Here is an 18,045-nt window from a genome sequence, read left to right on the forward strand (position 1 = left end):
AGCTTGCCACGCGCCAGGACACGGCAGCCACGCACAGTAGCAAAGCCGTGGCGAACGACGCAGGGCCTGGCGCACGCTTCGTGCGCGCGCCGCCCTGTTGCATGGCGGGCTCAGCGCTGCGCCACCGGCAGCTCGTCCCACACCTTCGGATCTTCGGCGCCCAGCACCCAGCAGCTGAAGCCTTCCAGGCCGTACTGCTTCACCAAGTCGTAGCGTGCCTTGAAGCTGCGCGCATCCGGGCGGAACACCCACTCGCGCATATCGTCGCGGTAGAAGTAGAACCACGATTCCTGCTCCACCGGATCCCACTGCACGGTGGCGTTCTGTTCGATCGCCAGCGGGAAGGATTCGTCGGCATCGATATACGTGGCCGAGATGTTCGACGCTTCGGTGCCGTCTTCCTTCACCGGGTTGCCGGTGTACCAACGGTAGCCGTAAGTGGCGATACCCAGCGAGAGCTTTTCCTTCGGTACCTGGGTGATGGCGTAGTCCAGGTGCTTCTTCATCCACACCATGCCGTCGACCGGGCCGGGCGTGGTCCAGCGGGTGTGCTGGTCGTAGGTCATGATGCTGACCAGATCGGCGGCCTGGCCCAGTGCCTTCAGGTCATACGCGCCGCGCCAGTATTCCCACATCCACTTGGAAAACTGGCCGCCTTCGGCATGGCCCGGTGCATTGGGCACCACTGCCACCGACATCTTGAAACCGGCCTTGTGCAGCGCATCGGCGGTCTGCTTGACCATCAGCGTGTAGGCATCGCGATCGGTCCAGGCGATGTTCTCGAAATCGAACTGGAAGCCGTAGTACTTGTGCTGCTTGCCGTGGATCAGCAGCGATTCGATCATGCGCTTCTTGGCCGCTTCGTCATGCATCAGCTTGTGGAAGCCGTCGCGGCCGGTGGTCATCGACAGGATCGGCATCACGCGCAGATTTTTCTGCTTGGCGATGTCGTACAGATACATGTTGGGGGTGCCGTTGACCAAGCCATTCTGATCCACGCCATACCAGGTGGGCACCACCACATCGATCTTGTCGACATTGGCCAGGAACGAATTGGTCGATTTCTGCGTGTTCATCAGATAGAACAGCGCCGTGGGGTTCTTGGCCAGCGCCAAGGTGGGCGCGCAGGCAACCGCCAGCGCGAGCAACATCCAGGTCAATCGCTTGATCATGAAGACAGGATCCGTCAGGGAGTGGAAGAGGGCGCAAGGTCGATGCGGAACACGTAGGCGCTTTCGCCGACCGGCTTGGCCGGCAGCTGCAGGTGCAAGCCATCGGCCTGTTGTTCGAAGGGAATCTTTTTGCCATTGGCTAGCAGCGTCACCCCGCGCACGCCATCGGCGGCGGTGAGCGAGCGGATCACCGCCTTGCCATCGGCCGGCCAGCCCAGTTCGATGGCATACAGCGCGCCATCGCGGGTGGTGAAGCGGAAATCTTCAGCCGTGTACGGCTTGGTCTTGACGTCCTGGAAGGTGCCGCCCACCACTTCGGTGGGGCCTTCGCCATACACGCGCCACGGCTTGCTTTCGTAGATCGCGCCGCCATTGGTCTTGAGCCACTTGCCGATCGCCAGCAGGATGCCGCGCTCGGTATCGGGGATGGAGCCATCGGCGCGCGGGCCGATGTTGAGCATCAGGTTGCCGTTCTTGGCCACCACATCGGCCAGCATGTGGATGATGAAGGTGGGTGACTTGTAGGTGTCGTTTTCGATATAGCCCCACGATGCATTGCTCACCGAGGTGTCGGTCTGCCAATGCGTGGGGTGGATGCCGGTGAGCTGGCCGCGTTCGATATCCAGCGTGCCGGCGCCTTCGGGAAACGCACCGAGCTTGTAGTTCACCACCACGCCACGGTCGGCTTCGGTCCGCGCCGCACCCTGGTTGTAGTAGTACGCCAGCATGGTCGGCAGGCTGCTGCGGAAGGTGGGGTGGGCGATCCACCAATCGAAATAGATCAGGTCCGGCTGGTAGACATCGATCAACTCGGTGGTGCGCGCCAGCCAGTCGTCCAGCCACGCCTGCGATACGGGCGTCCAGTCGTTGGCGACGTCGGCGTCGTCCTTGCCGGGCAGGCGCACCTGCGCGGGGCCATACAGCGCCGCATAGCGCGGGTCGTTGACGTCGGAATCGAACTTGCGCCCGCCATCGAAGAACCAGTTGTGCTCGGCACGGTGCGAGGACAGCCCGAAGTGCAGGCCTTGCGCACGGATCGCGGTGGACAACTCGCCCAGCAGGTCGCGCTTGGGGCCCATCTTCATCGCCGTCCAGTCGGACAACTTCGAGTCGTACAACGCAAAGCCATCGTGATGCTCGGCCACCGGCACCACATAGCGCGCACCGGATTCACGGAACAGCTTGGCCCAGCCGGTGGGGTCGAACTTGGGCGCGGTGAATTTGGGAATCAGGTCCTTGTAGCCGCTGCTGGCCTGCGGGCCATAGGTCGCCACGTGATGGGCGAATTCCTTGGAGCCTTCCAGATACATGTTGCGCGAATACCACTCGCTGCCGAAGGCCGGCACCGAAAACACGCCCCAGTGAATGAAGATGCCGAACTTGGCGTTGTCGTACCACGCAGGAGATTGGTACGCCTTCAGCGCGGCCCAGTCGGGGCGGAACGGCCCCTTGCGCGCGCCGGCTTGCGCTTCGCGCACCAGCCGTGCGCGTTCGGGCGCGTACTGCGCGGTGGCGTCGAGCCACTGCTGGTCGATGACCTCCGGGCTGAGCGTGGTGGCGGTCGGCGCGGTGGGCGATTGCGCTGCGCTGAGCGTGGCGGCAGGCAACGCGAGCAACAGACCGAGCGCGAGCATTCGCGTTCTGGGTGCAGCTCCGGCGTGGCGGCGGGATGGAGCCGCAAGGCGGCTATCGGTCGTCATGGGAACTGCACTCCTGTGGGCAAAGACGCGCCGGCATCAGGCATCCGGCCCGTGGTTGCGGAAGCGGGACTGGCCATCATCCTTCAGCGAAGGGCGATGGCCAGGTCCACTCAATGTGCACTGCATGCACTGTCGTTGCCCCATGCAACGACAGAAAAAAAAGCGCGCCACCGTGGAGGGTCGGTGGCGCGCCGTCACACCATCAGAACTTGAAGTTGAGCTGTGCCTGGTAGCCGCGGCCGTTCTTGTAGAACGCGGTCGGGGTATCACGCGTGTTGCTGAAGACCCGGTAGGTGGAATCCAGCAGGTTGGTCGCGCCGAAGGTGATGCCCATGTAGTCGGTGATTTGATACGAGGCGTTCAAATCCAGCTGCTTGTAGGCATCTGCAAAGTCACGCGATTCCAGTCGGCCGATCTGGGTGAAGTACTTCGAGCGGTAGCTGTAGTTCACACGCACGGTCCAGTCGCCGTGTTCCCAGTACGGGATCACGTTGTAGGTGTCGCGCGACAGGTACGGCAGGTTCAAGCCCGAGCTGGAATCGGATTCGGCAAAGGTGTAGTTGGCCTGCAAGCCAAAACCCAGACCGAAGGTCTGCTGGTAGTTGACCGACACGCCCTTGACCTTGGCATCGGACACGTTCACCGGCGTGGTGACCTGGTACAGACCGGCAACGGCCGGCGGTGCCGGATTCAACGGCTGCGTGGTGGTAGTGCTTACGATGTAGGAGCTGATGTCGCGATAGAACACTTCACCGGACAGCATGCTGGACGGCGCGAAATACCATTCCGCCGCCAGATCGTAGTTGGTGGACTCGTACGGGTTCAGATCCGGGTTGCCGCCGTTGGCGGTCAGGTCACCGGTACCGCTGTTGATGGTGAACGTGCCCGCCAGGTCGGCATAACGCGGACGTGCAATCACCTTGGCCGCCGAGAAGCGCAGCACGGCATCGTCGGTAACGTCATAGGCGATATTGAAGCTTGGCAGTGCTTTGCGGTAATCGTTGGTTTCGGCCACACGGTCGAAGTTGGCGCCGCCGTCGTTGCTCTGCCAGAACTCGGATTTATTGGTTGTGTCGACCAGGCGCACGCCGACGTTACCGCGCCATTGGCCGGATTCGAAGTTCAACTGCGTGTAGACGTTCTGGGTAATTTCCTTGACCTGGAACGAGGCGCCGAAGTCGGTGAGGTACGGACCGTGCGGCTGCGACAATAGATAGTTGCGCACCGAATCCAGACTCGCGGTCGACCAGTTGGTGAGATCGCCACTGGCACCCAAACCGTCGTACAGGCTGCTGGGCGTTCTGCCGGGATTGAACTGCGTCAACGACACTGCGTCGGTGGAGTTGATGCGATTGCCGCGTGCCTCTACGCCATTGTTGTGGTTGATGTACTTGTAGCCGAACTGCAGCTTGGTGAACGGGCCCCATTCCAGGTCGCGCGAGGCGTCCCACTGGAAGTACTTTTCGTGGTCCTTGCTCTTCTGGTAGGCGATACCGCCGGCCTGCATGATAGGCGTCCCTGTACCGGGAACATTACCCACCTGACCTGGTGCCAGGCCTGCCGGATTGCCCGGTAACACCCAGTTGGCCGCGCCACCATTCTCATAATTGACCGCAGTGTTGCGGCCATCAAAGGCGTAGTTATAGCCGCCATCCTGCATCAGGTACTTCATCAGGTATTCGGGGTTCTTGCCACCCGTCGCCTCGGTGTAACCACCCTGCGTGGTGAAGACCCACTTTTCGCCCGACCAGTCGTGACGCAGGTTCAGGCTTTTGGTGGTAACAGTACTTTCGCGATAGATCGTGTCCAGCTGCGAATAGGGTTGGGCAAGACCGTTATCGGCGAAATTTGCAGACGTGACCACGCCATCCTGTACTGTCGCCCTATCGATCAGACGCATATTGTTGATCTGGACCTGGTTTCCGTTCGCGTCCAGCGACCCATCGGCTGCCGGAGAAGAACAGTTCGGGCAGACATAGCGCGCCTGGCTGAAGTTGTTGTACTTGCCCTTGATGTACAGACCGGTCAGGTTGAACTCGTTCTGCTCGTTGGGCTTCCACTGCAATGCACCCTGCAGGCCGCTGCGCTCGCGGGTCTGCTGGAAGAATGCACTGCTGATGCCGGCCGGCACGCGGGCGGTGGCCACATCGCTGCCGTCGCCGGTGATGGTGGCGCTGGCGGGGATGTTGGCACCGGTGGTGTAGCCGAAGTATTCGATACCGGCGCGTGCCAGGTCCTGCTTGTCGTGCGTGGCGGAGATCAACGCGCCGAAGGTTTCGTCGTCGTTCTTCCAGCTCCACAACGCCGAGCCGCGCGGGTTACCTTCTTCCGAGCGATCGTTGTAGTTGTAGCCGATCGAGCCGCGGATGGTGTTCTTGGGCAGGTCCAGCGGCTTGCGGGTGTGCACGATCACGGTGCCGCCGATCGAGCCTTCGTCGATGCGCGCCTCGGGGGTCTTGTAGACCTCCATCAGGCCGATGATTTCCGGCGACAGCAGCGTGTAGTTGAAGGTACGGCCGCTGGTGTCGGTCGGGTTGCCGCCCCAGTCGCCGGAGGCGATGGTCTGGCCATTGAGCAGCACGCGGTTCAATGCCGGGTCGGTGCCGTTGATGCTGACCTTTTCGCCTTCGCCGAACTGGCGGTCGACGCTGATGCCCGGCAGATGCGAGAGCGATTCGGCGGCGTTGATGTCCGGGAACTTGCCGATGTCTTCGGCGCTGATGGCGTCGACGATCGAGTTGGCCGAGCGCTTGACCGCCTGGCTCTTCTCCAGCGAAGCGCGGTAGCCGGTGACGGTGATCGTGTCCAGCTCGGTGGTGGACGAGGGCGCGTTTGGAGCAGCTTGCGGAGCGGCTTGCTGTTCTTGTCCGGCAGCCATGGCAGCGCCGGAGTAGTACAGGGCGGCGGTAATACAGAATGCTAACGTCGTGGTGCGGCTGTGCATGGCTAAACCTCGTTGGTTAGTGCTTTGAGCGCGGATGGCCCGTGGTGAGGCGCAACGCGCTCGGCGTGGCCGGCAAAACAACACGCCCTGACCGATCGCGGTGATCGCCTGACCGAACTTCGGGCGAAGTGCGGCTGCGGTAATTCGCGTGGTAGAGGAGGTGTCCCCCGTGTGGTGGTGCAGTGGAGCGAACGCGACATCTGCGAGTGCAGCGTCCCATGACGCGTGGCTCGCAAATCTGGATGTTCCGGGCGAGGGGCGCGCCAATCCGTACAGTCGTAAAACAGTCCATGGCCCCTCCTGCCTGAACTCCGATTTGAATCGAGTCTCGCGTAGCGTTGACAGCGTTGTCAACACATCGTCACAGATCTCTGAAGTGGCTGCGATTGCGCTGCAATGCAGCATTTTTTGTGCGGTGGTTTGCGGAACGCCAGCGGCGCTGCGCAATTGGGCCGCACGCGATGTGTGCAGCCATCGGCCGTTTCTATGGCTGATGTGCAATTCAAGCCGACATCACTAAAGTTTGTGCCGGAATCACCATTACCAGCGCTGATATTTGTTGGATGATGGAATTTGCCGCGCGCGCGACGCAGTACGCGCGCGACGGTTGCGTTACAGGACGATTGCTGACAACGTTGTCTACCCGCTCGCCGTTCGTCGGCCAGCAGGACGATGTCGGCCCCGCTGCCACTTATCAGGAGAATGCGTGAGCGCAAGCAGCCCAATGGAAGCGGTGGCATTTCCGCGCCCCGAAACCTTCGTTGCCGCCGATGTCGGAGGAACGCATGTGCGCCTGGCGCTGGCCTGCGAGAGCAACGATCCGCGCAAGCCGGTCACCGTGCTGGATTACCGCAAGTACCGCTGCGCTGATTACCCGGGCCTGGCCGAGATCATGACTGCGTTCTTTGCCGAGCTGTCCTGCGCGCCGGTGCGCCGTGGCGTGATCGCCAGCGCCGGGTATGCACTGGAAGATGGCCGTGTGATCACCGCCAATCTGCCGTGGGTGCTGGCGCCGGAGCAGATCCGCCAGCAGCTCGGCATGCAGGCCTTGCACCTGGTCAACGATTTCGAAGCGGTCGCCTATGCGGCCAATTACATGACCGGCAATCAGGTCATGCAGCTTTCCGGCCCCGCCCAGGGCGCTCCTGGCCCGGCATTGGTGCTCGGCCCGGGCACTGGCCTGGGCGCGGCGCTGTGGATTCCCAATGGTGGGAACTCGGTGGTGTTGCCGACCGAGGCCGGCCACGCCGCGCTGGCAGCATCCAGCGATCTGGAAGTGGCCTTGCTGCAGGAGTTGCGCCGCACGCGCAGCCATGTGGCGACCGAACACTTTCTCTCCGGCCCGGGCTTGCTCACGCTGTATACCGCGCTGGCCACGCTGCGCGACGCGCCGGCGGTGCACGCCACCCCGGCTGCGGTCACTGCCGCAGCACTGGCCGGTGACGACGTGCTGGCGCACGAGGCGCTGCAGACGTTCTGCGGTTTCATGGGCAGCGTGGTTGGCGACATGATGCTGTTGTACGGCGTGCGCAGCGGTGTGTATCTGGCCGGTGGTTTCCTGCCGCAGATTGCCGACTTCATCGCCCGCAGCGACTTCGCTGCACGCTTGCTCGACAAGGGCCCGCTGCGCCCTGCGCTGGAGCAGGTGCCGGTGCGTATCGTCGAACATGGCCAGCTCGGCGTGATCGGTGCCGCCAGCTGGTTCCTGCAGCACGGCCGCTAAGCGCCCGGGTTTCGCGGGGCGCGGAGGCGGCATGCGTTCGGTGCGCAGCGCTACCACGCGCCTGGCATTAGTCGGACACACGTAGGAGCGCCCTCGGGCGCGATGAGGCTCTACCGATAACGCCCTCGCGCCCAAGGGCGCTCCTACAGAAAATCCAGCCCTTAACAGGGCGTACCTTGCCAGCGCCGCACACACACGACCAACCCGCCTACAAATCCCCAAATCGCGACTGCAGCGCCGCAATCGCTGCCAATCCCGCGGTTTCGGTGCGCAGGATGCGGGGACCCAGGCGCAAGCCGGTAAAGCCGGCCTCGCCCAGCGTTGTGCGGTCGCGCGGTGACCAGCCGCCTTCCGGGCCGATCGCCACGATCAGCTCTTGCCCGGGCTGCACCGCCAGCGTGCCCAGGCGATGTTCGCCGTGCGGGTCCAGCGTCAACCGCAACGCCTGTGCATCGCTTGCACGCGCGGCGTCCTGCAGCGACGCGGGCGGTGCCAGCGAGGGAATGCGTGCGCGCCCGGATTGCTCGCAGGCCGAGACAATCACGCTGCGCCAATGCGCCATACGTTTTTCCAGGCGCGCGGCATCCAGCTTCACCTCGGTGCGCTCGGCATTGACCGGCACGACCGCTGTCACGCCGAGCTCGGTGGCTTTCTGCAGGATCAGGTCCATCTTCTCGCCGCGCGCAATGCCCTGCAGCAGGGTGATTGCCAGCGGCGACTCATTGCTCACTGCCTCCACCCGCTCGACCACAGCCCGCGCCTCGCGCTTGCCGGCCACGGTGATGCGTGCGTGGTAGTCACTGCCGTCGCCATTGAACAGCACACAGGCATCGCCTTCGCGCAGCCGCAGCACACGCAGCAGGTGGTTGGCCGATTCCTCCGGCAGCGTGACATCGCCGCCGTTGTGCAGCGGCAATGCAACATACGAACGGGTCAGGCGCATGCAACGGCCTCGGCGATGGCGTGGCGGGTGGTGTCGGCAAGCAGCGCAAGCTGTGCGTCGTCCACGCAATACGGCGGCATCCAGTACAGCACGTCGCCCAACGGGCGCAGCACTACGCCGCGTGCCAATGCAGCGCGGTAGGCCTGCAGGCCAACGCGCGCAGCGGCGGGGAAGGGCGTGCGCTTGTCGCCGCCCTGGGTGAGCTCGAAGGCCACGATCATGCCGGCCTGGCGCACGTCGGCCACCGCGCTGTGCTCGCCGATCTGCGCAGCGAGCTGGGTCATGTGTGCAGCGGTGCGTTGGTTACGCGCAATAATGTCGTCGTCGGCGAAGATCTGCAGCGTCGCCAGCGCCGCAGCACACGCCAGCGGGTTGCCGGTGTAGCTGTGCGAATGCAGGAAGGCGCGCTCGCGCGAGTCATCCAGAAACGCGTCATACAGCTGCTGCGTGGCCAGTACCGCCGACAGGGGCAGGAAGCCACCGGTGAGTCCTTTCGACAGGCACAACAGATCCGGCATCACGCCGGCCTGTTCGCAGGCGAACAAGGTGCCGGTGCGGCCAAAGCCGGTGGCGATCTCGTCGGCGATCAGGAACACGCCATGCGCATCGCACAGTTCGCGCGCGCGGCGCAGGTAGGCCGGGTGATACATGCGCATGCCGCCGGCGCACTGCACCCGCGGCTCCAGGATCAAGGCGCAGATTTCGCCCGGGGATTGCTCCAGCAGATGCTGCAGTGCATCGGCCGCCTGCAACGCGTAGTCCTCGGCGCTCTGTCCCGGCTCGGCCAGGTACGCATCGGGCGAAGGCGCGAAGATCGATTCCAGCAACAGCGGCGCGTACACGCGGCGGTACAGCGGAATGTCGCCCACCGACAGCGCACCGATGGTCTCGCCGTGGTAGCCGTTCTCCAGCGCGATGAAACGCGTGCGGCGGTGCTCGCCACGGTTATGGAAATAGTGGAAGGCCATCTTCAAGGCGACTTCCACCCCGGCTGAGCCATTGTCGGCGTAGAACACCTTGGCCAGTGGCGCGCGGTCGGGCTGGCGCGGCGCGATGGCCAGCAGCCGCTCGGCCAGTTGCACGGCGGGCGCATGCGTGAAGCCGGCCAGCATCACCTGTTCCAGCGTGCCGGCCTGCTGCGCGATGGCCGCGCCGATGCGCGGTTCGGCGTGGCCAAACAGGTTGGTCCACCAGCTGCTGACCGCATCCAGATAGTGGCGGCCATCGTGGCCGATCAGCCAGGCGCCGTCGCCACGTGCGATCGGCACCAGCGGCAGTGTGTGCGGGTGCTCGCGCATCTGGGTGCAGGGGTGCCATACCACCGCAAGATCGCGTTGCCGCCAATGTTCGGCAGCTTCGAAGGCTGCCGGGTCTGCTAGGATTTCGGGCTCATGAACATGTCGATGCATCTGCCTATTCTATCGGCCGGCTCCGCCGCTGCGTGCTGCGCATGAGCACGCGTCTGCCGACCATCCACAAGATCACCGATCTGGGCGAAGGGCCGTTCCGGCGCCAGCAGCTCGATCTGGAATTTTCCAACGGCGAGCGGCGCCTGTACGAACGCCAGCTCAGCCAGGGCCACGGCGCTGTGGTGGTCGTGCCGATGCTCGATGCGCAGACCGTGCTGCTGGTACGCGAGTACGCCGCCGGCGTGCACCGCTACGAGCTGGGCTTGGTCAAGGGCCGCATCGATGCCGGCGAGACGCCTGAGCAGGCCGCCGACCGCGAGCTCAAGGAAGAAGCCGGCTACGGCGCGCGCCAGGTGCAGGTGCTGCGCGCCATGACGCTTGCTCCTACTTATATGAGTCACCAATCCTGGCTGGTGCTGGCGCGCGACCTCTACCCCGAGCGTCTGCCCGGCGACGAACCCGAAGAACTGGATGTGATCCCCTGGCCCTTGGCACGCCTGGACGAACTGATGCTGCGCGAAGACTTTTCCGAAGGCCGTTCCCTGGCGGCCCTGTTCATTGCGCGCGAGTGGCTGGAGCGCAACCCATGATCCGCATCCCGATGGAATTGCGTGAGACCGTGATCGCGATCGCGCGCCAGGCCGGCGACGCCATCATGGAGGTGTACGCGCAGGATTTCGCTGTCGAGATCAAGGCCGACGCCAGCCCGTTGACCCAGGCCGACCTGGCCGCCCACCGCGTCATCGTGGAAGGCTTGCGCCGGGTCACGCCGGATGTGCCGGTGTTGTCGGAAGAGTCTGTCCACGTGGCCTGGGAAGAACGCCAGTACTGGACCAGCTATTGGCTGGTCGACCCGCTGGATGGCACGCGCGAGTTCGTCAAGCGCAATGGCGAGTTCAGCGTCAACATCGCCCTGATCCACATGGGCGCGCCGGTGCTGGGTGTGGTGCAGGCGCCGGTCGATGGCCGCGTCTGGTATGCGGCGCGCGGTGAGAACGCCTACCGCCGCGATGGCGACCGCGACGAAATGCTGCATTCGCGCACGCCTGCTGCTGCCCCGTTACGGGTCGCCGCCAGCCGCTCGCATCGCGATGCACGCACGGCCGCCGCGCTGGAACGCATGGGCCAGATCGACGTGGTGGCGCAGGGCTCCTCACTGAAGTTCTGCCGCATCGCCGAAGGCGAGCTGGATGTGTACCCGCGCTTCGGTCCCACCTCGGAGTGGGACACCGCCGCTGGCCAGTGCGTGCTGCATGCCGCCGGTGGCGCGCTGCTCGCGGCTGGCACCGGCAAGCCATTCCGCTACAACCGCCGCGACACCTTGCTCAATGGCGACTTCATCGCCCTGGGCGACCCCGGCCTGCCGTGGCGCGACTGGCTGGTGTAAGCCTGCCGCCCCGCCGCACCCAACGAGAGATCCGATGAGCCAACCTCCTTCCAGCGGCGACGTCGCGCACCTGCTGCAGCTGATGGCGCGCCTGCGCGACCGCGAGCAGGGCTGCCCGTGGGATGTCGAACAGACCTTCGCCACCATCGCGCCGTACACCATCGAAGAAGCCTACGAAGTGGCCGATGCGATCGATCGCCACGACCTGCCCGGCCTGCAGGACGAATTGGGCGACCTGTTGTTGCAGGTGGTTTTTCACGCGCAGATGGCGTCTGAGCAAGGTGCCTTCGGGTTTGCCGACGTGGTCGCCAGCATGAGCGACAAGCTGGTGCGTCGCCATCCGCATGTCTTCGGCGCGCAGCAGGTGGATGGCGCGCAGGCGGTGAGCGCCAACTGGGAGCAGATCAAGCGCGAGGAGCGCCGTGCGGCGGGAGAGAAAGACAGCTCCGCGCTGGCCGGCATCGCACGCGGGTTGCCGGAGTGGCAACGGGCCACCAAGTTGCAGTCGCGCGCGGCGCGGGTCGGTTTCGACTGGCCCGGCCCGGCGCCGGTGTTGGAAAAACTGCAGGAAGAAATCGATGAGCTGCGCGTGGAGTTTGCGCGTGGCCCGGTCGCCGACAACCAGGCACGACTGGAAGACGAGTTGGGCGATGTGCTGTTTGTCTGCGCCAACCTGGCCCGGCATGCCAAGGTGGATGTGGGCGCGGCGTTGCGCCACGCCAACCTGAAATTCGAGCGTCGCTTCCGCGCGATGGAGGCATATGCCCAGGCCGACGGTACCGCGCTGGACGCGTTGTCGCTGAGCGAACAGGAAGCGTTGTGGCAACGCGTCAAGCGTGACGAGCCCGCCGCGCAGTGAGCGCAGCACTGACCACGCTGCTGTTGTTCGTGGCCACCGCGGTGGCCGAGTTGGTGGGTTGCTACCTTCCTTATCTTTGGCTGCGCAAAGGCGGCAGCGTGTGGCTGCTGCTGCCGGCGGCACTCAGCCTGGCGGTGTTCGTCTGGTTGTTGACCTTGCACCCGGCCGCCAGCGGCCGCGTGTATGCCGCCTATGGTGGCGTCTACATCGCCACCGCACTGCTGTGGTTGTGGTGGGTGGACCGGGTGACACCCACGCGGTGGGATCTGCTCGGCGCCGGCTGCTGCCTGCTGGGCATGGCCATCATCATGTTCTCGCCGCGCTCCGGTTGAGTGCGCTCGTGCGGGTGGGTCACAGGCATGCAGTGCCTTGCCATCGCGCTGCACGTTGAGGCAAAGCCTTTCCACACCTTCTTATGCGTCGCGGTAAGAACTGCCTTCGGCAGGTCCGAGACAGATCGCCGTGGCTGCTGCACTGCGCAATGCGAGGGGATCACGCGCGTACTGATCAAGCGCCGCGCACACGCGTAAGGTTGGTCATGCGCAGCGCCTATGCGCCGCCTGCGTGATGACACCCATCGATCATCCCACGTGCATGCCTCCCGTCCTCCAGCGCATTCGGGCAGTCCCACGCACAGGCCTATACTTGGGCAAGGATCGTTCGCATCGGGGAAGGAGTCGCACATGTTTCCAACATCGTTCTTGGCAATCGTGGTTCTGGTCGCTGGCGTCATCGTGCTGTTCAAGACGGTGCGCATGGTGCCGCAGGGATTCGAGTGGACCGTGGAGCGCTTCGGCCGCTACACCCACACGATGACGCCGGGGCTGCATTTCCTGATTCCGGTGGTCTACGGCGTGGGCCGCAAGATCAACATGATGGAACAGGTGCTCGACGTGCCCAGCCAGGACGTCATCACCAAGGACAATGCGGTGGTGCGCGTGGACGGCGTGGTGTTCTTCCAGGTGCTGGACGCGGCCAAGGCCGCCTATGAAGTGTCGAATCTGGAAATCGCCAGCATCGCCCTGGTGCAGACCAACATCCGCACGGTGATCGGTTCGATGGACCTGGACGAATCGCTCAGCCAACGCGAAACCATCAACGCGCAGCTGCTCAGCGTGGTCGACCAGGCCACCAACCCGTGGGGCATCAAGGTCACCCGGATCGAGATCCGCGACATCCAGCCGCCGCGCGACCTGATCGATTCGATGGCGCGGCAGATGAAGGCCGAGCGCGAGAAGCGCGCGCAGATTCTCGAAGCCGAAGGTTCGCGTCAATCGGAAATCCTGCGCGCCGAAGGCGAGAAGCAAGCCGCGGTGCTTGAAGCCGAGGGCCGCAAGGAAGCTGCGTTCCGCGATGCCGAGGCACGCGAGCGCCTGGCCGAGGCCGAAGCCAAGGCCACCCAGGTGGTGTCCGATGCGATCGCTCAGGGCAGCGTGCAGGCCATCAACTATTTCGTTGCGCAGAAGTATGTGGAAGCGTTCAAGGCGCTGGCCACCGCGCCCAACCAGAAGTTCGTGCTGATGCCGATGGAATCCAGCGGCATCATCGGCTCCATCGCCGGCATCGCCGAGCTGGCCAAGGAGGCCTTGGGCAAGCCCGACGCGCCGGTGGTGCGCGTGCCGCCACTACCGCCGCGCGCGGGAGGCTGAGCGATGCGCTGGGACGTGGTCGCCTGGGCAGTGCTGGCCCTGCTGTTGATCGCCGCCGAGACGCTGGCGCCCGGCGCGTTTCTGCTGTGGATGGGCATCGCGGCCGCCGCGGTGTGCGTGCTGGTGCTGGCCGTGCCCGGCATCTCGGTACTGTTGCAGATCGTGGCATTCGTGGTGCTCAGCTTCGTCGCCATCCAGGTGTATCGCACCTGGTTCCGCGGCAAGGGCCGGCAGAGTGATCGGCCCTTGCTTAACCGGCGCGCCGAACAGTTGATCGGCCGCAGTGTGCTGCTGGATCAGGCGATCGTTGACGGACGTGGCCGCGCCAAAGTGGACGATGCGTTCTGGGTGGTGAGTGGCCCGGATCTGCCCGCCGGTGCGTCGGTGCGCATCGTTGCGGTCGACGGCATGACCCTGCAGGTGCAGCCCAACACCTGATCCACCCACGGGCGCGTGATGCGCCCGTCTTGCGCCGCACGCCGGTCAATCGGGAACTCATCGGTCGCCGCTGGTGGGGTGCGTCCGAGCGGCGCACGCACCCCGATGCCCACGCATCGGCCGCGCGTTGCGCCAGTGCCGGCCCGCGGTTTCCCGCAAGCATGGCCGGCCGGCGATAATGGTCTTCTTTCCCTTGGACCGGCGCTCATGACCCAGAAGACCATCCTCAACGACACCCATCGCGCGCTCGGCGCCAAGATGGTCGACTTCGGCGGTTGGGACATGCCGATCCACTACGGCTCGCAGATCGACGAACACCACCAGGTGCGTCGCGACGCCGGCATGTTCGACGTCAGCCACATGACCGTGGTCGATCTGCACGGCGCGCGCGTGCGCGAGTTCTTGCGCTACCTGCTGGCCAATTCGGTCGACAAGCTCAAGGCCTCCGGCAAGGCGCTGTACACCTGCATGCTCAACCCGCAAGGCGGCGTGATCGACGACCTGATCGTGTACTTCATGCAGGAAGATTTCTTCCGCCTGGTGGTCAACGCCGCCACCCGCGACAAGGACCTGCAGTGGATCGGCGAACAGGCCGCACGCTTCGAGGTGCGCGTGGAAGAACGCGCCGACTTCGCCATGATCGCGGTGCAGGGGCCCAACGCGCGCAGCAAGGTGATCGATCTGCTCGACCCCGCCGACGCCAGCGCGGCGAGCAAGCTCGGCCGCTTCGCTGCGCTGCAGACGCGCACGCGCGATGGCGTTGCGTTGTTCCTCGCGCGCACCGGCTACACCGGTGAGGACGGTTTTGAAATCGTGTTGCCGCAGGCCGATGCGGTCGCGTTCTGGAATGCGCTGCTCGCGCATGGCGTGGCGCCTGCCGGCCTGGGCGCGCGCGACACCTTGCGTCTGGAAGCGGGCATGAATCTCTACGGCCAGGACATGGACGACAACGTCACTCCGTACGAAGCCGCGCTTGCCTGGACCATCACGCTCGACGAAGGCCGCGACTTCATCGGCCGCAGCGTGCTGGAGTCGCAAAAAGCGCAGGGCGCACCCCGCCAGATGATCGGCGTGGTCATGGACGAGAAGGGCGTGCTGCGTCACGGCCAGAAGGTGCTCAGCGCAGGCGGCGAGGGCGAGATCCTGTCCGGCACGTTCTCGCCCACCCTGGGCAAGGCCATCGCCTTCGCACGCGTGCCGGCCGGCAGCATCGACGATCTGCGTGTGGACATCCGTGGCAAGCAGGTGCCCTTGCGCGCGGTGAAGTTTCCGTTTGTGCGCGATGGCCAGGCCCAGCCCGGCGTACTCGGCGCGTAAGCCTGCCGCTGCCGGTCGTTCGCGCGGCCGGCAGCAGCGATCCATCGGCATTGCCATCACGCGATGCCAGCACCTGACGCACGGCCTTGGTTAAACTAGCGCCTTGTCCCCGAACCCTACGTTTTCCCGGAGCACACCCATGAGCGAGATCCCTGGCGACCTCAAGTTCCTCAAATCCCACGAGTGGGCCCGCGTCGAAGGCAATGGCCGCGTCACCGTCGGTATCTCCGACCACGCGCAAGGCTTGCTGGGTGACCTGGTCTACGTCGAACTGCCAGCCGTTGGCGACACCGTCCAGGCTGGCAACGGCGCTGCGGTGGTGGAGTCGGTCAAGGCCGCCTCCGACGTCTACAGCCCGGTCACCGGCACGGTCGTCGAGGTCAATGCCTCGCTGAGCGACAAGCCGGAAACCATCAATGAAGACGCTTACGGCGAAGGCTGGATCTTCGTGGTGGAGATCGACGACAAGGAACAGCTCAACGAACTGCTGGCCCCGGACGATTACGCCGAGCTGCTGGAAGACGACGCGCACTGATCGCGCCGCCTGCTGCATCCCGATGGCCGCTCTCCGAGCGGCCATTTTTTTGCCTGGCGGGCGGTGGTTCGCCGACCGAGCGCAGACCTGCATGCCGTCGTTTTCCAGCTGGGGGTGATGCATGCGCACGTGCAGGGCGTCGGCGCGCGGAGCAGCGGTCGACCGATCGCTGTCGTCGCTGTCGCATCCGTCACGGGTGATGGTCGGCCGATGCGCTACATGCGGGCGGTCGGTTTGTTGGTCAAACGTGCGCGGTCGTTTTTCGTCGCGTCGGAATTCTGGCGTGAGCCACTCGTGAGGAGTTGGCGTGCGCTCGGTGAAAAAGTAGTCGTCGTACTGCCATTGCCGATGGCGCGAACCAACGCATGCGACTCCATTGGTGTGCGTGCGCCACACCGCATGCAGTACAAAACGGCGCAAGAAGTTTGCGCATTTGTGCTTGTGCGACGCCGGAAGCGGCAACGCCGGCAAAAAAATTTTCAGCTGGCGGACAGGCGGCGCAGCGGTCATCGCAGACACCGCGTCGTGTTGCTGGCGCGCAGTGCCTGCGTATGTGCTTGAACGGCATGTATGAAAAAAACAGCGCAAAAGAAGTGCTTTTTAAAAAACCACTGCGCAAGCGTCTGTGCGAATGCGGGGTTGGTGATCGCCGGCAACGCCGGTTTGCGTCGCCGCTTGCCGACGCGTGGCGACACCAGACTGAAAAATATTTGCAAAAGAGTGTTGACAGTAAAAAAAAGCGTGATTAGGTTTCGCCCAGCAGACATTGCTGCGGAAGAGAGTGAGCAGAATCGACATCAGGCCGACACGCTTGTTCCAGATGTCCACCGAAGCACCATCAACGGTGGAGTCGGGTTCGCTTCTCTCCAAAAAACGCAGCGGTCGTTCCGATCACGCACCCGTGTCGCCGTTCGATGCGGGTGTTTCTGTATCCGTCCCGTCGCGCATCACCTGCGGACGGTTCCCGACGACGGCATGCCGTCACGGGGTTTGCTTCAACTGGGCGTTTTCCAACTCCATAGTTCACTGACGAGGAGCCAAACACATGGCCACCACTAAAAAAGCTGCGAAAAAGAAACCTACCGCCAAGAAGGCAGTGAAGAAGACTGCCGCCAAGAAGGCCGTCAAGAAGGTCGCGAAGAAGGCGACCGCCAAGAAGGCAGTGAAGAAGACCGCCGCCAAGAAGGCCGTCAAGAAGACTGCAAAGAAGGCAACCAAGAAGACTGCTGCCAAGAAGGCCGTCAAGAAGACTGCGAAGAAGGCAACCAAGAAGACTGCCGCCAAGAAGGCAGTGAAGAAGACTGCAAAGAAGGCGACCAAGAAGACTGCCGTCAAGAAGGCCGTCAAGAAGACCGCCAAGAAGGCAGCTCCGAAGAAGGCGACCAAGAAGTCCGCCACCAAGAAGTCTGCTGCCAAGAAGCCTGCTGTGAAGAAGGTCGCCAAGAAGAAGCCGGCCGCTCGCAAGAAGAAGGCCGCTCCGGTCGCGCTGCCCGCAACCCCGGCACCGCTGATCTGATTTGTAACACCCGATCGCCGTAAACATCGAGCTCTCTCCCCGACGCCCAGCGGGGAGGGAGCTTTTTTATTGGGCGGATGCAGTTGGGCGGGTTACCGCGGCAGAGCATCGTCGCTGACGCGGCGGATGGATGCAGGCGGCTGGAGCACGCGCTTGTGGGTTCTCGGGTTCGTACACTGCGAATCGGCATTGCAATAGGGCAGCGGGCAGTACGTTAGGGTGCAAGTGCGGCCTGTTCCAGGCCCAGCCGACGCAGGACGTCGCGCCCTATGCTGCGGCGGGCTGCAGCCCAGGGATGGATGAGCACCTCGGGCTTGCAGGCTGCGTTCCACAGCCGACAAGGTGCCATAGCCGCGCCTGCCGACAGCTCGACGCGGCACCTTACTGGACCGATCAATGACCGCCGAGTTTTTCTGCGTCGGCTGTATCGCCCATCACCAGCGGCTAGCTCTT

Annotated in this window: 17 protein-coding genes; 11 read left to right on the forward strand and 6 right to left on the reverse strand. The window is 64.2% G+C overall.

Features of this window, described 5'->3' with window-relative positions; genetic code table 11:
- Positions 1-110: 110 nt before the first annotated feature.
- The 3 genes from ACD584_RS08880 to ACD584_RS08890 form a co-directional block, all read right to left on the reverse strand.
- Positions 111-1,172 (reverse strand): glycosyl hydrolase family 18 protein, encoded by a 1,062-nt coding sequence (locus ACD584_RS08880; RefSeq protein WP_076036978.1) that lies wholly within the window; start codon positions 1,170-1,172, stop codon positions 111-113.
- A 14-nt stretch (positions 1,173-1,186) separates the two neighbouring features.
- Entirely contained in the window at positions 1,187-2,872 is a 1,686-nt protein-coding gene (locus ACD584_RS08885) for an alpha-L-fucosidase (RefSeq protein WP_076036977.1), read from the reverse strand.
- Between the two features lie 202 nt (positions 2,873-3,074).
- The gene (locus ACD584_RS08890; RefSeq protein ID WP_076036976.1) at positions 3,075-5,816 is read right to left on the reverse strand and encodes a TonB-dependent receptor; all 2,742 of its coding nucleotides are present in this window, start codon (positions 5,814-5,816) and stop codon (positions 3,075-3,077) included.
- A 563-nt stretch (positions 5,817-6,379) separates the two neighbouring features.
- On the opposite strand from ACD584_RS08890, the gene ACD584_RS08895 reads away from it, so the two are divergent.
- A complete protein-coding gene (locus tag ACD584_RS08895; protein WP_016944149.1) occupies positions 6,380-6,526 on the forward strand; it encodes a hypothetical protein in 147 nt (48 codons plus the stop codon).
- Positions 6,527-6,540: 14 nt separating this feature from the next.
- On the forward strand, positions 6,541-7,539 hold the full coding sequence (locus ACD584_RS08900) for a glucokinase family protein (RefSeq protein WP_175611854.1): 999 nt from the start codon (positions 6,541-6,543) through the stop codon (positions 7,537-7,539).
- A gap of 208 nt (positions 7,540-7,747) precedes the next feature.
- On the opposite strand, the gene ACD584_RS08905 is transcribed toward ACD584_RS08900, so the two are convergent.
- Together ACD584_RS08905 and bioA are read right to left on the reverse strand one after the other, a co-directional pair.
- On the reverse strand, positions 7,748-8,482 hold the full coding sequence (locus ACD584_RS08905; RefSeq protein WP_070690202.1) for a 16S rRNA (uracil(1498)-N(3))-methyltransferase: 735 nt from the start codon (positions 8,480-8,482) through the stop codon (positions 7,748-7,750).
- Complete coding sequence (gene bioA / locus ACD584_RS08910) at positions 8,473-9,891, reverse strand: adenosylmethionine--8-amino-7-oxononanoate transaminase (RefSeq protein WP_076036974.1); 1,419 nt, start codon at positions 9,889-9,891, stop codon at positions 8,473-8,475. Before bioA ends, ACD584_RS08905 begins: the two co-directional genes overlap by 10 nt.
- A gap of 41 nt (positions 9,892-9,932) precedes the next feature.
- Here bioA and nudE point away from each other — a divergent pair, with 41 nt between their 5' ends.
- From nudE to ACD584_RS08955, 9 genes are all read left to right on the forward strand, one after another.
- Positions 9,933-10,481, forward strand: coding sequence for an ADP compounds hydrolase NudE (nudE, locus tag ACD584_RS08915; RefSeq protein WP_029216848.1), 549 nt, complete (start codon positions 9,933-9,935; stop codon positions 10,479-10,481).
- On the forward strand, positions 10,478-11,278 hold the full coding sequence (gene cysQ, locus ACD584_RS08920; RefSeq protein WP_076036973.1) for a 3'(2'),5'-bisphosphate nucleotidase CysQ: 801 nt from the start codon (positions 10,478-10,480) through the stop codon (positions 11,276-11,278). Before nudE ends, cysQ begins: the two co-directional genes overlap by 4 nt.
- 34 nt (positions 11,279-11,312) lie before the next feature.
- Positions 11,313-12,137 (forward strand): nucleoside triphosphate pyrophosphohydrolase, encoded by an 825-nt coding sequence (gene mazG, locus ACD584_RS08925; protein ID WP_070690207.1) that lies wholly within the window; start codon positions 11,313-11,315, stop codon positions 12,135-12,137.
- Positions 12,134-12,469, forward strand: coding sequence for a YnfA family protein (locus ACD584_RS08930; protein ID WP_012437730.1), 336 nt, complete (start codon positions 12,134-12,136; stop codon positions 12,467-12,469). The genes mazG and ACD584_RS08930 overlap by 4 nt, the downstream gene beginning before the upstream one ends.
- Before the next feature lie 351 nt (positions 12,470-12,820).
- Positions 12,821-13,786, forward strand: coding sequence for an SPFH domain-containing protein (locus ACD584_RS08935; RefSeq protein ID WP_070690209.1), 966 nt, complete (start codon positions 12,821-12,823; stop codon positions 13,784-13,786).
- Positions 13,787-13,789: 3 nt separating this feature from the next.
- Positions 13,790-14,224 carry an NfeD family protein gene (locus ACD584_RS08940; RefSeq protein WP_076036972.1) on the forward strand — a complete coding sequence of 145 codons (435 nt, stop codon included), beginning with the start codon at positions 13,790-13,792 and terminating at the stop codon, positions 14,222-14,224.
- Positions 14,225-14,431: 207 nt separating this feature from the next.
- Positions 14,432-15,541, forward strand: a complete 1,110-nt coding sequence (gcvT, locus tag ACD584_RS08945; protein WP_076036971.1) for a glycine cleavage system aminomethyltransferase GcvT — start codon at positions 14,432-14,434, stop codon at positions 15,539-15,541.
- 139 nt (positions 15,542-15,680) lie between these two features.
- A complete protein-coding gene (gcvH, locus tag ACD584_RS08950) occupies positions 15,681-16,076 on the forward strand; it encodes a glycine cleavage system protein GcvH (RefSeq protein WP_011038001.1) in 396 nt (131 codons plus the stop codon).
- Between the two features lie 365 nt (positions 16,077-16,441).
- A complete protein-coding gene (locus tag ACD584_RS08955) occupies positions 16,442-16,825 on the forward strand; it encodes a hypothetical protein (protein WP_175611657.1) in 384 nt (127 codons plus the stop codon).
- 274 nt (positions 16,826-17,099) lie between these two features.
- Here the strand turns inward: ACD584_RS08955 and ACD584_RS08960 are convergent, their stop codons facing one another.
- Positions 17,100-17,540 (reverse strand): hypothetical protein, encoded by a 441-nt coding sequence (locus ACD584_RS08960; protein ID WP_228438010.1) that lies wholly within the window; start codon positions 17,538-17,540, stop codon positions 17,100-17,102.
- Between the last annotated feature and the right edge of the window lie 505 nt (positions 17,541-18,045).

Origin of the sequence: Xanthomonas sp. NCPPB 2922 (assembly GCF_041520885.1) — a bacterium.
GTDB classification, from domain to species: domain Bacteria; phylum Pseudomonadota; class Gammaproteobacteria; order Xanthomonadales; family Xanthomonadaceae; genus Xanthomonas; species Xanthomonas campestris.